The organism is Scandinavium sp. M-37 (genome assembly GCF_043558715.1).
In the GTDB taxonomy this organism is placed as follows: Bacteria; Pseudomonadota; Gammaproteobacteria; order Enterobacterales; family Enterobacteriaceae; genus Scandinavium; species Scandinavium vulneris_A.
Map to the genome: position 1 here is coordinate 1 of NZ_JBIGIN010000010.1, position 15,634 is coordinate 15,634.

Annotated in this window: 15 protein-coding genes; 4 read left to right on the forward strand and 11 right to left on the reverse strand. The window is 57.7% G+C overall.

Going from position 1 to position 15,634, the window contains the following annotated elements; all coding sequences use genetic code 11:
• Positions 1-161: 161 nt before the first annotated feature.
• From ypfH to dapA, 6 genes are all read right to left on the reverse strand, one after another.
• On the reverse strand, positions 162-857 hold the full coding sequence (gene ypfH, locus ACG0Z5_RS09315; protein WP_394446662.1) for an esterase: 696 nt from the start codon (positions 855-857) through the stop codon (positions 162-164).
• Positions 858-935: 78 nt separating this feature from the next.
• Positions 936-2,936 carry a tRNA(Met) cytidine acetyltransferase TmcA gene (locus ACG0Z5_RS09320; protein WP_394446664.1) on the reverse strand — a complete coding sequence of 667 codons (2,001 nt, stop codon included), beginning with the start codon at positions 2,934-2,936 and terminating at the stop codon, positions 936-938.
• A gap of 3 nt (positions 2,937-2,939) precedes the next feature.
• Positions 2,940-3,824: a neutral zinc metallopeptidase gene (locus ACG0Z5_RS09325; RefSeq protein ID WP_394446666.1), complete on the reverse strand. Its 885-nt coding sequence runs from the start codon at positions 3,822-3,824 to the stop codon at positions 2,940-2,942.
• Between the two features lie 127 nt (positions 3,825-3,951).
• Positions 3,952-4,665: a phosphoribosylaminoimidazolesuccinocarboxamide synthase gene (purC, locus tag ACG0Z5_RS09330; protein WP_394446668.1), complete on the reverse strand. Its 714-nt coding sequence runs from the start codon at positions 4,663-4,665 to the stop codon at positions 3,952-3,954.
• Between the two features lie 113 nt (positions 4,666-4,778).
• The gene (bamC, locus tag ACG0Z5_RS09335; protein WP_394446670.1) at positions 4,779-5,810 is read right to left on the reverse strand and encodes an outer membrane protein assembly factor BamC; all 1,032 of its coding nucleotides are present in this window, start codon (positions 5,808-5,810) and stop codon (positions 4,779-4,781) included.
• Between the two features lie 16 nt (positions 5,811-5,826).
• Positions 5,827-6,705 carry a 4-hydroxy-tetrahydrodipicolinate synthase gene (gene dapA / locus ACG0Z5_RS09340; protein WP_319628043.1) on the reverse strand — a complete coding sequence of 293 codons (879 nt, stop codon included), beginning with the start codon at positions 6,703-6,705 and terminating at the stop codon, positions 5,827-5,829.
• Positions 6,706-6,859: 154 nt separating this feature from the next.
• Here dapA and ACG0Z5_RS09345 point away from each other — a divergent pair, with 154 nt between their 5' ends.
• On the forward strand, positions 6,860-7,432 hold the full coding sequence (locus ACG0Z5_RS09345) for a glycine cleavage system transcriptional repressor (RefSeq protein ID WP_394446672.1): 573 nt from the start codon (positions 6,860-6,862) through the stop codon (positions 7,430-7,432).
• Positions 7,432-7,902, forward strand: coding sequence for a thioredoxin-dependent thiol peroxidase (gene bcp, locus ACG0Z5_RS09350; RefSeq protein ID WP_394446674.1), 471 nt, complete (start codon positions 7,432-7,434; stop codon positions 7,900-7,902). Before ACG0Z5_RS09345 ends, bcp begins: the two co-directional genes overlap by 1 nt.
• Positions 7,903-7,939: 37 nt before the next feature.
• Here the strand turns inward: bcp and ACG0Z5_RS09355 are convergent, their stop codons facing one another.
• From ACG0Z5_RS09355 to ACG0Z5_RS09370, 4 genes are all read right to left on the reverse strand, one after another.
• Positions 7,940-9,076: a glycerate kinase gene (locus ACG0Z5_RS09355; protein ID WP_394446675.1), complete on the reverse strand. Its 1,137-nt coding sequence runs from the start codon at positions 9,074-9,076 to the stop codon at positions 7,940-7,942.
• Between the two features lie 5 nt (positions 9,077-9,081).
• Entirely contained in the window at positions 9,082-10,350 is a 1,269-nt protein-coding gene (locus ACG0Z5_RS09360; protein WP_394446676.1) for a GntP family permease, read from the reverse strand.
• 65 nt (positions 10,351-10,415) lie between these two features.
• Positions 10,416-11,597, reverse strand: a complete 1,182-nt coding sequence (locus tag ACG0Z5_RS09365) for a sugar diacid recognition domain-containing protein (RefSeq protein WP_394446680.1) — start codon at positions 11,595-11,597, stop codon at positions 10,416-10,418.
• A 34-nt stretch (positions 11,598-11,631) separates the two neighbouring features.
• Positions 11,632-12,699, reverse strand: a complete 1,068-nt coding sequence (locus ACG0Z5_RS09370) for an AI-2E family transporter (protein WP_394446683.1) — start codon at positions 12,697-12,699, stop codon at positions 11,632-11,634.
• Between the two features lie 223 nt (positions 12,700-12,922).
• Here ACG0Z5_RS09370 and bepA point away from each other — a divergent pair, with 223 nt between their 5' ends.
• The gene (gene bepA, locus ACG0Z5_RS09375) at positions 12,923-14,386 is read left to right on the forward strand and encodes a beta-barrel assembly-enhancing protease (RefSeq protein ID WP_394446685.1); all 1,464 of its coding nucleotides are present in this window, start codon (positions 12,923-12,925) and stop codon (positions 14,384-14,386) included.
• A gap of 9 nt (positions 14,387-14,395) precedes the next feature.
• Positions 14,396-14,752, forward strand: coding sequence for an arsenate reductase (glutaredoxin) (gene arsC, locus ACG0Z5_RS09380; protein WP_394446687.1), 357 nt, complete (start codon positions 14,396-14,398; stop codon positions 14,750-14,752).
• On the opposite strand, the gene ACG0Z5_RS09385 is transcribed toward arsC, so the two are convergent.
• A complete protein-coding gene (locus ACG0Z5_RS09385) occupies positions 14,745-15,575 on the reverse strand; it encodes a helix-turn-helix domain-containing protein (RefSeq protein ID WP_394446689.1) in 831 nt (276 codons plus the stop codon). The genes arsC and ACG0Z5_RS09385 overlap by 8 nt on opposite strands.
• Between the last annotated feature and the right edge of the window lie 59 nt (positions 15,576-15,634).

Genomic DNA, 15,634 nt, shown 5'->3' on the forward strand with positions numbered 1-15,634 from the left:
AGTGATAAAACGAATGGCATACGGATACCGGGATAACGACTACTTTTTTATGAAGATAAAAGCAGCGTTCCCCGGTAAGGCGCGATGAACCTTTTTTATTGGGTCTGATAGCTGACTGCAGGTAGGTCTAACGCCCAGCCATCCACCTGAGCGTTTTCCATTTACAGAAACTCAACGATATCCCCGTCCTGCGGCTTGCTGCCGCTGAGCGCTTCGTCGAAATAGTGCTTCGGCACGGTAAAGCGCAGGTGATCGAGTGCGAGCTGCATGCTGCGGTCATCTATCGCGTGCCCGAGCTCGTCGACGATATCCAGGGTAACGTCGCCGCCAGCCTGGATGAGCGCTTCCTGAGCCGCTACCGCATAGGCCAAATCAATCACCCGGTCTTCACCACCGTGAATCAGATGCACGGTGGTCGCGGTGCTGGCCTGTGTCGGTAACGTGGCGAAACGCCCATTGAAGGCAATCACCCGTGATGCGAGACCCGGCGCGGCTTTGGTGCTTTCGAGCGACATGATAGACCCCTGCGAGAAACCAATCAGCGCGGTGGCCTGTGGGCTGACGCCGCTCTCTTTCTGCCAGTGGCGCACGGTATCGATAAAGGTCGGCATGATGGCATCGACACGCTGCTGACGGTTTTCTTCCGTTACGCCCTGCACCGAAAACCACTGCCGACCCGTAGAGCCGCACGGTTCAACGCCACCGACGCTAACAATCAGCGCGTCCGGGAACAGCGGCGCAAACCAGCTGCCAATCTGTCCCATCGCCACTGGGTTATCGCCCACACCATGAAACAGCAACAGCAGTTGTTTCGCCGGTGCCGACGGACTTTGCACAACAAAATGATCGTGTTTCATGGTTATCTCCTTACGTTGTTGCCCGAAAGTTTACGCCGCTGGAGGGTAATCACCATGACATTTAACTGAATGACTTGGTTAAAAAAATTGCAGGTTTTTGACCTGTTCCGCCAGCGTCCGGCAACGGTCTGCGTCGAGAAACTCCAGCGCGGTAGCGACTTCCTGGCGCTGCATCGCCAGCAGGGCTTTACGGCCGCCCTGCACTGAAAGCGGACTGTTTTGTGGCTGAAGGGCATTTCTCAGCGCAGGTAGCGGTAAATCAACCGACGTTATCAATCGGTTGAGGCTGCCCATTGCCGCCATCAACGGGCGATGGGCGAAGGCAAACCCGGCCAGTTCGCGCCAGTCGTCTTCTGTAAGAATAGCCTCTGACGGCGGACTCGCAGTCGGAATACCCTCATCTCGCCAGACAGCGAGCCAGGCCGCATCACGCTCGAAGCGGGCCTGTTCCCGGTCTGCCAGCTGATGGCCTGCGGCTGTGAGAGGATAAACCGCCATCGCGGTATAGCAGCCGCTACTGGCCTCACGATGCGTGCCAAGGCGCACCAGACGAAAGCCGCAGCGCTGCCAGAAACGCCACAGCTCGTCGGTGTAACCAAAGCTGACCGACAGGTAATCGCAGTCGGGTGCCCGGGCGATAACGCACTCAATCATTCGCTGGCCGATGCCGTGGCGCTGCCGCTGCGGGTGAATGGCAATCCGGCTGATACGTCGGCTACGCAGCGTTGCCGCCTGCGGGCTGCCGCCATGCGCCGCCAGAGACTGCGCCACCAGGTTGCCGCGCGGTCGACGAAAGCCTGCCCAGACCGCCTCGCTCAGCGCCGGGCTGAGGCCCCCCTCTTCCACCAGCCACAGCGCCCCGGTCAAAGCCTCTCCTTCATCGGCGCGGATAAAATGCTGGCCCGGGGCGTCCATCATCCGCCGTAAATCGAGCGGCGAGGTGCGATAGTGCGCGGCACTCAGCAGGCGATACATTGCCGTGGGCAGGTCGAGTGCCTGTTCCCAGGCACTTTGTTCCACAGGCTGAATGTTAAGCGGGCCGGGTGCCGACAGCGCAGGTAAGTGGTCGTCAAACAGCAGCGCGCGGCTGATAAACGCTTCAAGCGGACAGCCGCTGGCCCAGCGCACGGGTTGATTAAGAGTGAAGGCGGTCAGATGTGGAAAGCGGGCGCAGAACTTGAGCAAAAAACCGCGCCCGGTGCCTTCATAACCCTGCACGGTGGTGGTCAACAGCGTGCGGGGAAAACGGCTAACCAGCCGCTCGAGCAGCGGGCCGGGAATGGCGGCGGCTTCATCAACGATTAGCCAGTCGGCCTGTGCCGTGGAAGCCAGGAGCGCATCGGGGGCCATAAAGTGAAAATGCTCCCCGGCGAAGTGGGCCAGCACGTCGGTGGCGGCTTTCGCCGGAGCGGTGACGACTGCCGGGGTAGAGAGCTTACGCAGGTGCATTCCCGCCAGTGCCGATTTACCGCGTCCGCGTTCGGCGGTTACTACCGCCACGCCCGGCGGCAGAGTGCTCAGGGCGGCGAGGATCTCAGCCTGTTCGGCTTGCGGCTCCCCGTTCGCCGCGTGCCAGCGCGGACGAGGGATAAAGTCCGGTAATACCAAAGGCTGATGCTGTTGCCAGACCAGGGCCTCAGGATCGGCCTGTAAGGTACGGCAGAAATGGTGGACGAAATGCGGGGCGGGAATGGCGGCGGCGCTGTCGCTCCAGCGAACCGAATCGGTATCAGGCACCAACGGCCAGCGGCGGAAATCCGGCACCAGAAGAACCAACCAGCTGCCTGCGGTGAGCGTTCCGGCGAGGGCAGCGAAGGCCGCGACGTCAAAGCCACTCCGGGCATCAAAAAAGGCGTGTTCAAACTCACGCCCGAGCAGAGTTTTGAGCGCCGACGGCGCGCAGTAGGGTTCCGGCTGCGGGTCCGGGCTGACAAAAAGCCCATCGCCACCCAGCCACTGGCGCAGGCATGATGCCTGCTGCGCGCTCCAGTCGGCCTCGCCGCTGAGCACCAGCAGGCGACGAATGCCCTGCGCTTTCATGGTCGCGCTGAGCGCGAGAAAACCTTCCCTGTCGGTCATGATTTAGTTGAGCGCGGTTTTACCGAAGGTGTTGCACTGCGCCGGGTCGCCGCCGTCGAAGCCACGTTTGAACCAACTGTAACGCTGCTCAGATGTGCCGTGGGTGAAGCTGTCCGGTACTACGCGGCCCTGGCTCTGCTGTTGCAGACGATCGTCGCCAATCGCTTCGGCAGCGTTCAGCGCTTCCTGTACGTCCCCGGCTTCCAGCACGCCCTGCTGCTGCATACTGTGACCCCAGACACCCGCGAAGCAGTCCGCCTGTAACTCCATTTTGACCGACAGACGGTTAACCTCAGCCTGCGAGGCATTCTGCTGCATTTGACGCACTTTCGGCTCGATGCCGAGCAGTTTTTGCACGTGATGGCCGACTTCATGCGCAATCACGTAGCCCTGGGCGAAATCGCCATCGGCGCCAAGTTTGTTTTTCATGTCATCGTAGAAGGAGAGATCGATATACACGGTCGCATCTGCTGGGCAGTAGAACGGCCCCATTACCGACTGGCCGGTGCCACATCCGGTCCGGGTCGCGCCCCGATACATCACCAGCTTTGGCTGCTGATACTGACGGCCCATTTTCTGGAAAATCTGGCCCCAGGTGTCTTCGGTGGTGGCGAGTATAACGGAGGTAAATTTAGCGGCTTCGTCATCATTAGGGCTGATAGAGCGCTGTGTCGATTGCTGTTGCTGCATTGGCTGGCCGGTAAGCATGCCGGTGAGGTCGACGCCGTAATAGCCTGCGACCACCACCACAATCAGCAGAATAATTCCGCCTTTGCCGCTGGGGAGACGAAAACCGCCGCGCCCACCACCCATCATTGGGGGCATTCCGCCGGAATCGTTTCGTCTGTCTTCTACATTGTCGCTTTCACGACGACCTTGCCAACGCATAACAACCTCTGTATTTCGTGTTTCTGATACAGTGATCGTAGGCGGTTAAGCGGATAATTACCATAGTTAACAAGGCAGATAACAAAAGAGGATGCCAGGCATCCTCTTAGTTTATAAGGCGTTAGCCTTAATCCAGCTTAACGCCCAGACGACGCGCCACTTCTTCGTAGGCTTCAATCAGGCCGCCAAGGCTCTGGCGGAAACGATCTTTGTCCATTTTATCCATGGTGTTTTTATCCCACAGGCGGCTGCCGTCCGGGGAGAATTCATCACCCAGCACCACTTTGCCGTTGAACAGACCGAACTCCAGTTTGAAATCGACGAGGATCAGGCCCGCATCGTCAAACAGCTTCTTCAGCACGTCGTTGGCTTTGTAAGTCAGCTCGCGCATGGTCGCCAGGTTTTCTTTATTGACCCAGCCAAAGGTTTCGCAATAGGACTCGTTCACCATCGGGTCGTGCATTTCATCGTTCTTCAGGAACAGGTCGAACAGCGGTGGATTCAGTTCGATACCTTCTTCAATGCCCAGACGCTTGACCAGCGAGCCCGCCGCACGGTTACGGATAACGCACTCCACCGGCACCATCTCCAGCTTTTTAACCAGACATTCGGTATCGGACAGCAGCTGTTCCATCTGGGTCGGGATGCCCGCTTCTTCCAGTTTGGTCATGATGAAATGGTTGAACTTGTTATTCACCATCCCTTTACGATCGAACTGTTCAATACGCGCTCCATCACCGGCTGACGTATCGTTGCGGAATTCGAGCACCAACAGGTCCGGGTTTTCCGTGCTGTAAACGGTTTTCGCTTTGCCGCGATACAACTCAGCTTGCTTTTGCATCTTTCAATACTCCGGGTAGGAAATTAGACATTAAAATCGGGTTTTTCTGCCGACGCACACGTTTGCGTATGATAACAGAAAAAAGGGCCGGATTGCTCCAGCCCTTTTATTTCTTACTTAAATGCTGCCTGGAATACGGCTACCAAGGCATCGTTCTGCGACTGGGTCAGCGTATGTCCTTTCGGATCGATGAACTGCATGCTGCTGCGGTTATCGAGGTCGCCGACCTGGAGTTTGTAGTCTCCAGAGCTCAGACCTGGATCGCTTGCACCGAGGTCACGCCAGCCGCTGTCAGACAACGGTTTGTAGGTGACGTTGATGCTGCCCTGAGAACGGGTGCTGTCAGTCACTTTCATGCCCGCTTTCTCAAGCGCTGCTGGCAGTTTCTGCCACACCTGATTGAACGGTCCACGCACCACCAGCATTGGCAGGCCGGTGTCATCCGCAGCGCTCTGCACGTCAAAGGTTGCCCCATCACGGCTCTGCGCGGCGTTCTGCGCGGTAGTCGCGTTCTTATCGAGACCCGCAGAAATCACGTTCAGCATTTCAGCGCTGTAACGCTGCAGGGACGCGGCGTCCGCTACCGGTTTGCCAGCCTGTTCCAGATTCAGCAGTTTCACCACCACGGCTTGTTGATAGCCCTGCGGTTTGACGGAGACCTGATAACGACCACGATACTGCTGATCTTCATCCAGACGGCTCCACTGGACCCAATCGGTGGTCAGAGACTGAGAGGCATCATCACGCTTGTCGATGGTGTAATTCTTGCCCTGAATGATGCTCACGACCTGCGGCCACAGGTTACCGCTACGGCCACTTTCGACCAGCAGCGACGCGGTATCGCCGGTGAACTGGGTACGCGCCCCGGATACCAGAGCTAACGGCTGCGCAGGCGGACGAATGTCCAGCGCTTTACCCGTGGCACCGTCGCCGCGAGCAACCGGGATGTTGTAGTCGCCGTTCTGAATCGGCAGGATCATGCCAGCAGGCGCGTGAAGTTCAGCCAGCGGCGGCGCCTGCAGATAGGCCTCATCACCACTCACCTGGCGCTTATAGCGCGAATCCGAACTACAGGCTGCGAGCAGCAGAACAAGCGAAACACCCGCAACTTTTGCCAGCTGCGACTTCTGTACTGAGTAAGCCATCAAATCTCCCTAAACTTTACAGCAAACCGGCATGCTTCAGCGCGGATGCCACCTCGTCACGGCCATGGGCAGTGATCGGGGTCATTGGCAGGCGCAGCGTATCGGTCGCCACAAGACCCAACTCCATACACGCCCATTTCACTGGGATAGGATTGGGTTCGACAAATAATTTATTGTGCAACGGCATCAGACGCTGGTTAATCGCACGCGCTTCGGTAAAGCGACCTTCGGCGGCCAGTTTACACATTTCTGCCATTTCGCGCGCGGCTACGTTAGTGGTCACGGAAATGACCCCGTGGCCGCCCAGCTGCATGAAGTCGAGCGCGGTCGCATCGTCACCACTGAGCAGAATAAAGTCGTCTGAAACCAGCTCTTTGATCTGGTGAACGCGACTTAAGTTCCCGGTGGCTTCCTTAATACCGATAATATTTTTTACGTTGGCCAGACGTCCTACGGTTTCCGGCAGCATGTCGCAGCCGGTACGGGACGGCACATTATACAGAATTTGTGGCAAATCAGTATGTTCTGCAATCGCTTTGAAATGCTGGAACAGGCCTTCCTGCGTCGGGCGGTTGTAGTATGGGGTTACCGTCAGGCAACCGACAATACCGCTGTTATTGAAGCGCTGGGTCAGGCTGATCGCCTCTGAGGTGGCATTTGCCCCCGTGCCTGCAATCACCGGAATGCGGCCATCGGCAAGATCAACGGTCATCAATACCACATCCCCATGCTCGTCATGGCTGAGAGTGGCAGACTCACCGGTAGTCCCTACCGACACAATCGCCGAGGTTCCATTGGCGACATGGTAATCAATCAGTTTTTTCAGGCTGGAGCGGTCGACCTGACCTTTGTCATCCATCGGCGTGACAAGCGCTACAATACTTCCCGTGAACATGGGCCATCCTCAGTGCAGATGTGCGGACAAGAGCCTCAATGGTACGTTTGGTCTTGTTATAAAAGCAAGAGACCGGAGGCACTCAGGATGTTGTATGCCGGTTTTTTTTATGCTTTCCTAGACGCAACCTCCCCTTTTCACAGGAAGAACAGGTTTGACAGCCTCCCTACATCACTATTTGGTGATTACCGCGCTGGGTGCCGACCGCCCAGGGATCGTAAACACCATCACGCGTCACGTCAGTAGCTGCGGCTGTAATATCGAGGACAGCCGCCTGGCGATGCTCGGCGATGAATTTACCTTTATTATGCTGCTCTCCGGCACCTGGAATGCCATTACCCTCATTGAATCTACGTTGCCGTTAAAAGGGGCGGAACTGGATCTGCTGATTGTGATGAAGCGCACCTCGGCACAGCCACGCCCGGCGCAGCCTTCCACCGTATGGGTGCAGGTGGAAGTGCCTGACTCACCGCATATTATCGAGCGCTTCACCGGGCTGTTGGACGCGCACGGGATGAACATCGCCGAGCTGGTTTCCCGCACCCAACCGGGTGAAAAAGAGCGCGCGCCGCAGCTGTTTATTCAGGTAACCGCCCACAGTCCGATGTCGCAAAATGCGGTAAAGATCGAGCAAGCGTTTAAAGACCTGTGTACAGAACTGAAAGCGCAAGGCAGTATAAACATCGTCAATTATTCACAGCATGATGAACAAGATGGAGTTTCGTAATGACCCCACTGAAAGCCGGTGACATCGCACCGAAATTTAGCTTGGCCGATCAAGACGGTGAGCAAGTAAATTTAACCGACTTCCAGGGACAGCGCGTTCTGGTTTATTTCTATCCGAAAGCCATGACTCCGGGCTGCACCGTGCAGGCCTGTGGCTTACGCGACAATATGGACGAGTTAAAGAAAGCGGGTGTTGAAGTGCTGGGTATCAGCACCGATAAACCGGAAAAGCTCTCCCGTTTTGCCGAAAAAGAACTGCTGAATTTTACCCTGCTCTCTGACGAAGACCATCAGGTCTGCGAACAGTTTGGTATCTGGGGCGAGAAGACCTTCATGGGTAAAACCTACGACGGCATCCATCGCATCAGTTTCCTGATCGACGGCGATGGCAAAGTCGAGCACGTATTCGACAATTTCAAAACCAGCAATCACCACGACGTGGTGCTGAACTGGCTGAAAGAGAACGCCTGATAGCTGTGTGCCCGGTGGCGCCACCGGGCACACAAACTCAATGACCAGCCATCTTCCATACCGCCGCCACGTTACGGGCGGTCAGTCGCAGATTATATTCCGCCGCCTCTAAGGCTTCCGGCAACGTTACCACCCCGGTCAGAATCGAAAACGCGGCATCAATCCCGTGCTGATACACCACCTCGTGATCGTTTTTCAGGCCACCGGCCAGGGCGATAACCGGCTTACCGTGCAGCTTAGCCACCCGCGCCACGCCAATTGGCGTCTTGCCGAAAATACTCTGGCTATCGAGCCGCCCTTCACCGGTGATGACCAAATCCGCATCCTGCACTGCCTGTTCAAGCTTGAGCGTTTCGACCACAATCTCAACCCCGGCCCGCAGTTCGGCGTTCAGCAGCCCGAGAAGCGCGCTGCCCATGCCGCCTGCCGCGCCTGCCCCCGGCGCGTTCAGCACTTCACGCCCGGTCTGCTGTTCGATGAGGGCGCCCCACTGTGCCAGCGCGGCTTCGAGTATGTCGACCCTCTCTGGCGTCGCCCCCTTCTGCGGCCCGAATATCGCCGATGCGCCCTGCGGGCCACACAGCGGATTATTCACGTCGCAGGCCACGGTCAGCGTCACGTCACCCAGTTTCGGGTGGCACGCGCTGAGGTCGATGCTCGTAAGCGTGCTGAGCGCCTCACCGCCGGGTGCCAGTTCCTGCCCTTGCGCATCGGTCAACCGCGCACCGAGGGCCTGCATCATGCCTGCCCCACCGTCGTTAGTCGCGCTGCCGCCAATACCCAGAATGATGCGCTTCACGCCGCGCTCGAGCGCCGCCTGAATAAGCTCTCCGGTGCCGTAACTGGTGGTTATCAGCGGATTACGCTGCGCCATCGGCACATGATGCAGCCCAGACGCCGAGGCCATCTCAATGATGGCCGTTTCGCCATCGCCCATCAGTCCCCAGCGCGCCTGTACCGGCAGCCCGAGCGGGCCTCTCACCTGCAGATGCTGATACTGGCCGCCGCTGGCTTCCACCATCGATTCCACCGTGCCTTCGCCACCATCGGCCATCGGCACTTTGACGTACTGTGCGTCCGGGTAAATCTGGCGAAATCCCTGTTCAATGGCGGTCGCAACCGCCATCGCCGACAAACTTTCCTTGAATGAATCCGGGGCAATAACAATTTTCATAACGGTTATCCTGCAAGTCCAAAGACGCCAAACATCAGGGTAGAAACAATCGTAATAGCCAGACCGACCAGCGTTTCATACGGCATCAGTTTCAGACGTTCGCGGATGATCATACTGACGCTGCCCCCGGTGGCGTGGAAGAAGCTGCCGTGCGGCAGATGGTCGAGCACCGTGGCACCGGCGTGGATCATCGCCGCTCCGGCCAGGGCGGAAACGCCCAGCTCAATCAGCGTAGGCGCAAACACGCCCGATGCCACGGCGGTGCCTGCGGTCGTTGAGGCGGTCGCCATCGACATGATCGCCCCGGAAATCGGTGCCAGCAGATACGCCGGTAAACCCGAGGCGGTCAGGCCGTTAATCAGGACATCCTTCAGTTCCGAATTGGCGATGATCCCTGCCAGCGTACCGGTGCCCAGCAGCATGATCGCCACCGGCGCCATACGCGTCAGACCGGCGGTCATATAGTGGTTGCTTTGCTTAATGCGCCCCATCAGCAGCGCCCCGATCAGCCCGCCAAGCGGCAGCGCAATCAGCGGATCGATAGCAATCCCGGCAATCGGACGCAGCGACAGCAGCACAATCGCCACCAGCGGAGCACTGATTGAAACCAAAAAGCCCGGCTTTGCGCGCGTGTCGCCGTGGGAAATCACTTCGTCTTCGGTGACCGGGCTGCCTTTTTTGCTCAGCCGTTTTGCGAGCAGATAGGCCAGCGCCAGCCCGAACAGGCCCGGGATCACCCCGGCCAGCATCACCGAGGTCAGCGGCACGTGGAAGTTATCAGCAGCGGCAATGGCGTTCGGGTTAGGCGACATCACGTTCCCCGCTTTACCGCCGCCGACCATCGCCAGCAAAATGGCCGTTTTTGACAGCGAAGCCCGACGGGCAATCGACAGCGCAATCGGGGCCACGGTGATCACCGCCACGTCGATGAAAACCCCCACCGCCGTCAGGCACATTGTAGCAATAGCCAGCGCCAGCAGGGCCCGCGTTTCGCCCACCTTCTTCACTACCGTTTCGGCGATGGTGTTGGCCGCACCGGATTCAATCAGCACGCCTGCCAGCACCCCGGCCGCGAGAATACGCAGCACGGCGTTAGTGATGCCCTGCGCCCCGGTCACCATCAGCGTCACGGTTTGCAACAAATCTGCACCGCCCACCAGGCCACCCACCAGCGCCCCGACCATCATGCCGTAAGCGGGAGAAACCTTTCTCAGAATTAAAACAATGGCCACCACCAGTGCAGCAATGGCTCCTAATGCGGATATCGACGTCATGCGTTGCGCCTCCATGTTGTGAAGGCGCAGTATGCGAACGATCGTCGACGGTTTACCTGGCGCTTTTAACGAACTTTGGCCGTCGAAGAGGGGGGTAAATTGTGGGATCCGACAGATTCACATTGCAGCTCCATGCCGATATACAGCCAGAGCATATTCTTCAACTCGTTGATTTTTATCTGGGTAATCTCTTCGCAACGCTGCAAACGGTAACGTAAGGTATTGACGTGAATGTGCAGCGCCTTCGCCGTTTGAGTAAGGTCACAGTTCTGCTCAAACCATGCCCGCAGGGTTTGTTGCAGGACGCCTTTGGGATCGCTCGCCACCAGATGCAGCCACAGACGCGACAGTTCCTGCACCTGCCAGCTCTCGGACACGCCGCCGAGCAGCGCAGGCAGCGCATGGTCGTGATAGAAAACGTACTGATTTTTGAGCTTCTGCCGTTTAACCAGCGCCTGGGTGGCGCGGGCTGACTGTAACGAGCGGTGCAGCCCGGTATCGCCGGGGAAATAGCCGCCAATAATAATCCGGCTAAAGCCCGAGGAGGTCGCCCAGGACTTAAAGCTTTGCAGGGCGCTCATCTCCTGGCGGACGTCCCATTCGCCATTTTTCAGAACGATAGGTTTGATGATTATCAGCTCATTGAAATCGGTGAAGGTCACCAGATGGTCACGGGCGCGGGTATCGAAATAGTCAATCAGATTGCGCAGCGCTTCCCTGTCCGGCTGGCGCAGTTCGATAACCATCACCACCCGCGGCTGCGCCAGGTCGATCCCCAGATATGCCGCCATCGACTGCAGCGATTCCGGGGAGTTTTCAAACTGAATCAGCTTGTTGATCAACTCCTCTCGATAGCGCTTATCCCACTGTTTCTGTTCGATAAGCGCCATGTGCTCGATGATCAACTCAGAGGCCATTTTCACCAGTTCGGCGTAGGCTCTGACTTTGTCCGGCTCGCCGGTAATGCCCAGCACGCCAATCAACTGCCCGTTAAAGGAAATCGGCAAATTAATGCCCGGCCGTACGCCCTTCAGCTGATTGGCGGTGGCTGAATCAATCTCGACCACCCGGTTCTCTTTCAGCGCCAGAATCGCCCCTTCATGGCGCTGCTGAATACGCGCAGGCTCCCCGGAGGCGATAATTACCCCATGTTCATCCATCACGTTAACCGAGTAGGGGATGATGCGCATCGCGCGCTGGACTATCTGCTGCGCGGTGTAATCCTTTAAATAATGGCTTCTCAACATCGTTGTTACTCAGCCCCTGTGAGCCCTGAAGCGTTTAGTCCGTATTCTCAACCGCCACGGTATCCGGCCAGGCGTGAACCACCGCTTTGATAAGCGTCGCCAGCGGAATGGCGAAGAATACACCCCAGAAACCCCACAGGCCGCCGAAAATAACCACCGACAGAATGATCACCAGCGGATGCAGGTTCACCGCTTCGGAGAACAGCACTGGCACCAGCAGGTTACCGTCGAGGCCCTGAATAATCAGATATACCGCGAACAGGCTCCAGAACTCGGTGCCGAGCCCGAACTGGAACAGCGCCACGCAGATAACCGGAATAGTGACCACGAACGCGCCGATGTAGGGGATTAATACCGACAGCCCTACCAGCACCGCCAACAGCAGCGAGTAATTGAGGCCAAAGAGGATGAAGCCAATCCAGGTGGCCACCCCAACCACGATCATCTCCAGCACTTTGCCGCGAATGTAGTTGGTGATTTGCTGGTTCATCTCCTTCCATACCTGCCCCGCCAGCCCGCGATTACGCGGGAGCACGCGGCGCACCGCGTTCAGCATCTGCTCTTTATCTTTGACGAGGAAGAACACCATCAGCGGCACCAGCACCAGATAGACCGCCAGCGTCAGCAGCCCGACCAGCGACGCCAGCGAATATTTCACCACCGAGTCGCCCATACCGAGCATACGGGTGCGCAGATTTTCCGCCATCGCGTCAATAATTCCGGCATCCATCAGGGCCGGATAACGACGCGGCAGCGTGGCGGCGAAATCAGAGAGCTTGTTAAGCATTCCGGGCATATCACGGATCAGATAGATGCCCTGTTGCCAGGCCACTGGCATCACCACAAACGCCATTAGCATCAGAATGCCGACAAAAAAGATCAGGACAATGGAGGTGGCCCAGCGCCGCGAGCAGCCAATGCGCTCCAGTCGGACGGTAGGCCATTCAAGCAGGTAGGCCAGAACAATCGCCACCAAAAGCGGGGCCAGCAGCCCACTGAAGAAAAACAGAATGCCGAAACCGGCAACTAAAATGACCAGCAGCGCTATCGCTTCCGGGTCGCTAAAACGACGACGATACCACTGCATTAACATTTGGAGCATAACCACACCGTTCCCTGAATTGCGGGCAAAAGGCCCGCGTGAATTGTATCGAAATGTCACAAAATTGCCTGCGCTTTTTAACCCCCATCGCACCGGATAGCAAAAGTCACGCCGGGGTATTTCCAGGCGTGCAACAGCCAGCTAAACTGCCAGTGCAGCCGACAGTGGAACGTTACGCCGTGTTGTCGGTCAAACTGGCACACCCTACTTACAGGACCGAGTTATGTTCAGGCAGTTAAAAAAAACGCTGGTTGCGACTCTCATCGCGTCGTTGACCCTGGGCCCGGCCTTACCCGCCTTCGCGGACCCCGCAGACTCGCTGCCGGATATGGGCACCACCGCAGGAAGCACCTTGTCTATCGGACAAGAGTTGCAGATGGGCGACTTTTATGTGCGTCAGTTGCGCGGCAGTGCGCCGCTTATTAACGATCCCCTGCTGGTGCAATACATCAACGGCCTCGGTATGCGCCTGGTGTCGCATGCTAACTCGGTGCGAACCCCGTTCCATTTCTTCTTAATTAACAACGACGAGCTTAACGCCTTCGCCTTCTTCGGCGGAAATGTGGTGCTGCACTCAGCGTTGTTCCGCTATGCCGATAGCGAAAGCCAGCTGGCGTCGGTCATGGCGCACGAAATTTCACACGTCACCCAGCGCCACCTTGCCCGTGCGATGGAAGATCAGAAGCGTAATGCGCCCCTGACCTGGGTCGGCGCCTTAGGTTCTATTCTGCTGGCGATGGCCAGCCCGCAGGCCGGGATGGCGGCGCTGACCGGCACCCTGGCAGGCACCCAGCAGGGGCTTATCAGCTTCACCCGTCAGAACGAAGAAGAGGCTGACCGCATCGGCATTCAGGTGCTGCAACGTTCCGGGTTCGATCCGCAAGCGATGCCGCAGTTCATGGACAAACTGATGGACCAGTCACGCTATTCGTCCAGACCGCCAGAAATGCTGCTGACGCACCCCCTGCCGGAAAGCCGTCTGTCCGATGCCCGTAACCGCGCCAACCAGATGCGCCCGGTGGTGGTGCAGTCTTCGGAAGATTTCTACATGGCCAAAGCACGCACGCTGGGCATGTATAACAACGGTAAAAACCAGCTGGATACCGATCTGCTCAATACCTGGGCGAAAGGCAATATTCGCGAGCAGCGCGCCGCCCAGTACGGTCGCGCCTTGCAGGCGATGGAGTCCAGCAACTATGCGGAAGCCACGAAACAATTGCAGCCATTGCTGGCCGCCGAGCCACAGAACGCCTGGTATCTCGACCTCGCCACCGACATTTCGCTGGGGCAGAATAAAAACGATGAAGCGGTCAATCGCCTGAAAGCGGCGAAAGATTTGCGCGTCAGTCCGGTGTTGCAGCTGAACCTCGCCAACGCCCTGCTGCAGTCAGGCAGAGCGGCGGAAGCCGCTACCCTGCTCAATCGCTACACCTTTACCTACAAAGACGACGTGAACGGTTGGGATTTGCTGGCGCAGGCAGAAGGCAAGCTCGGCAATCGTGACCAGGAACTCGCCGCTCGTGCCGAAAACATGGCGCTGGTTGGCCGCCTCGATCAGGCGATATCCCTGCTGAGCAGCGCCAGTTCGCAGGTCAAACTCGGCAGCCTGCAACAGGCCCGGTATGATGCGCGTATCGATCAGTTCCGGCAGTTACAAGAGACGTTTAAACCCTATACCAAGATGTAAGGACCCCCGATGAGTCATGCGGTTACGATTTACCACAACCCACGCTGCTCCAAGAGCCGCGAAACCTTAGCGCTGTTGAATGAAAACGGCGTTGAGCCGGAAGTGGTGCTGTACCTCGACACCCCACCGACGGCGGAAACGCTGAAAAAACTGCTGAAAATGCTCGGCATGAACAGCGCCCGGGAGCTGATGCGCCAGAAAGAAGATCTGTATAAAGAACTGAATCTGGCCGACAGCGCGCTGAGCGAAGACGCGCTGATTGCCGCAATGGTTGCTCATCCGAAGCTGATTGAACGCCCGATTGTGGTGAAAGACGGTCAGGCGCGAATTGGCCGCCCGCCGGAACAGGTGCTGGAAATTATCTAGACCGTAACGCCGCAGCGTAGGTTTGTAGAAAACCCTGCGGCGTACACTCCCCCAGTTTCTTCTGCGTTTTCCCGGTATTCCACAGTTCGCACAACCGTTGCACCAGCGCATCTGCATCCTTTGCAGCGGGGATAAGCGTCGGCAATGGCTCGCTGAAAGCGAGGGTCGTCATACCCGGCGGCGGCAGACGGGTGGTAGTCATGCCCGGTACGTCAATCTCCAGCCACTTCACACTTTCCGTCTCAAGACATTGAATCTCAACCGGACAGAGTGCCAGGGTGTCATTCAGCCAGTTTTTGACCAGCGCCAGCGAGATGCCGGAATAGACCCGCGCCTGACACCAGCCGCTAATCGGTTCCCGAGCCCACAGCAAATGGCGATCGCCGCCGTCATCCATCACCAGCGATAAACGCCGATAGTGCAGCTGTAAGGTCCCTGGCACCGCGCCTGCCTTCAGCGCTTTTTTCCCCTGCGCCGGGCTTTTGGGACGCTGATGTGCAGGGTGCAAATAGCGGTTCAGCGTGGCGCGCGACACCGCAATTCCTAGCCCGTCGTTTACCATAAACAACAGCTCATCCAGCGGCGCATGCAGAGTGTCGCGCAAGGCATTCACCAGTGCCACCTGCTCAGGTCTCATTGCTTTGTGTATCACATTCGGGGTGGTGCTCCGATCGCCCGCCTGCTCGCGATTGCGCCAGCGCCGGACGGTAGTAACCGAGATCCCCAGCTCTTTTGCCAGCTCACGGTCGCTTTTGTCGGACTGTTGCAGATAGCGGCGCACGCGTGGCGTGGTGGTGGCATTGGCGTGCAGCTTAATTTCCATCGTCATCCCCAGTGAATTTTCACAAACTAATCATATGAGATTTATATGATTAACACGCT

What these genes read in the sequence shown, in the direction of transcription:
- ACG0Z5_RS09370 (WP_394446683.1), bottom strand. Translation starts at nt 12,699, where the DNA reads ATGCTCCAAATGTTAATGCAGTGGTATCGTCGTCGTTTTAGCGACCCG.
- bamC (WP_394446670.1), bottom strand. Translation starts at nt 5,810, where the DNA reads ATGGCTTACTCAGTACAGAAGTCGCAGCTGGCAAAAGTTGCGGGTGTT.
- ACG0Z5_RS09385 (WP_394446689.1), bottom strand. Translation starts at nt 15,575, where the DNA reads ATGGAAATTAAGCTGCACGCCAATGCCACCACCACGCCACGCGTGCGC.
- ACG0Z5_RS09325 (WP_394446666.1), bottom strand. Translation starts at nt 3,824, where the DNA reads ATGCGTTGGCAAGGTCGTCGTGAAAGCGACAATGTAGAAGACAGACGA.
- arsC (WP_394446687.1), top strand. Translation starts at nt 14,396, where the DNA reads ATGAGTCATGCGGTTACGATTTACCACAACCCACGCTGCTCCAAGAGC.
- bcp (WP_394446674.1), top strand. Translation starts at nt 7,432, where the DNA reads ATGACCCCACTGAAAGCCGGTGACATCGCACCGAAATTTAGCTTGGCC.
- ACG0Z5_RS09320 (WP_394446664.1), bottom strand. Translation starts at nt 2,936, where the DNA reads ATGACCGACAGGGAAGGTTTTCTCGCGCTCAGCGCGACCATGAAAGCG.
- bepA (WP_394446685.1), top strand. Translation starts at nt 12,923, where the DNA reads ATGTTCAGGCAGTTAAAAAAAACGCTGGTTGCGACTCTCATCGCGTCG.
- ACG0Z5_RS09355 (WP_394446675.1), bottom strand. Translation starts at nt 9,076, where the DNA reads ATGAAAATTGTTATTGCCCCGGATTCATTCAAGGAAAGTTTGTCGGCG.
- ypfH (WP_394446662.1), bottom strand. Translation starts at nt 857, where the DNA reads ATGAAACACGATCATTTTGTTGTGCAAAGTCCGTCGGCACCGGCGAAA.
- ACG0Z5_RS09365 (WP_394446680.1), bottom strand. Translation starts at nt 11,597, where the DNA reads ATGTTGAGAAGCCATTATTTAAAGGATTACACCGCGCAGCAGATAGTC.
- purC (WP_394446668.1), bottom strand. Translation starts at nt 4,665, where the DNA reads ATGCAAAAGCAAGCTGAGTTGTATCGCGGCAAAGCGAAAACCGTTTAC.
- dapA (WP_319628043.1), bottom strand. Translation starts at nt 6,705, where the DNA reads ATGTTCACGGGAAGTATTGTAGCGCTTGTCACGCCGATGGATGACAAA.
- ACG0Z5_RS09360 (WP_394446676.1), bottom strand. Translation starts at nt 10,350, where the DNA reads ATGACGTCGATATCCGCATTAGGAGCCATTGCTGCACTGGTGGTGGCC.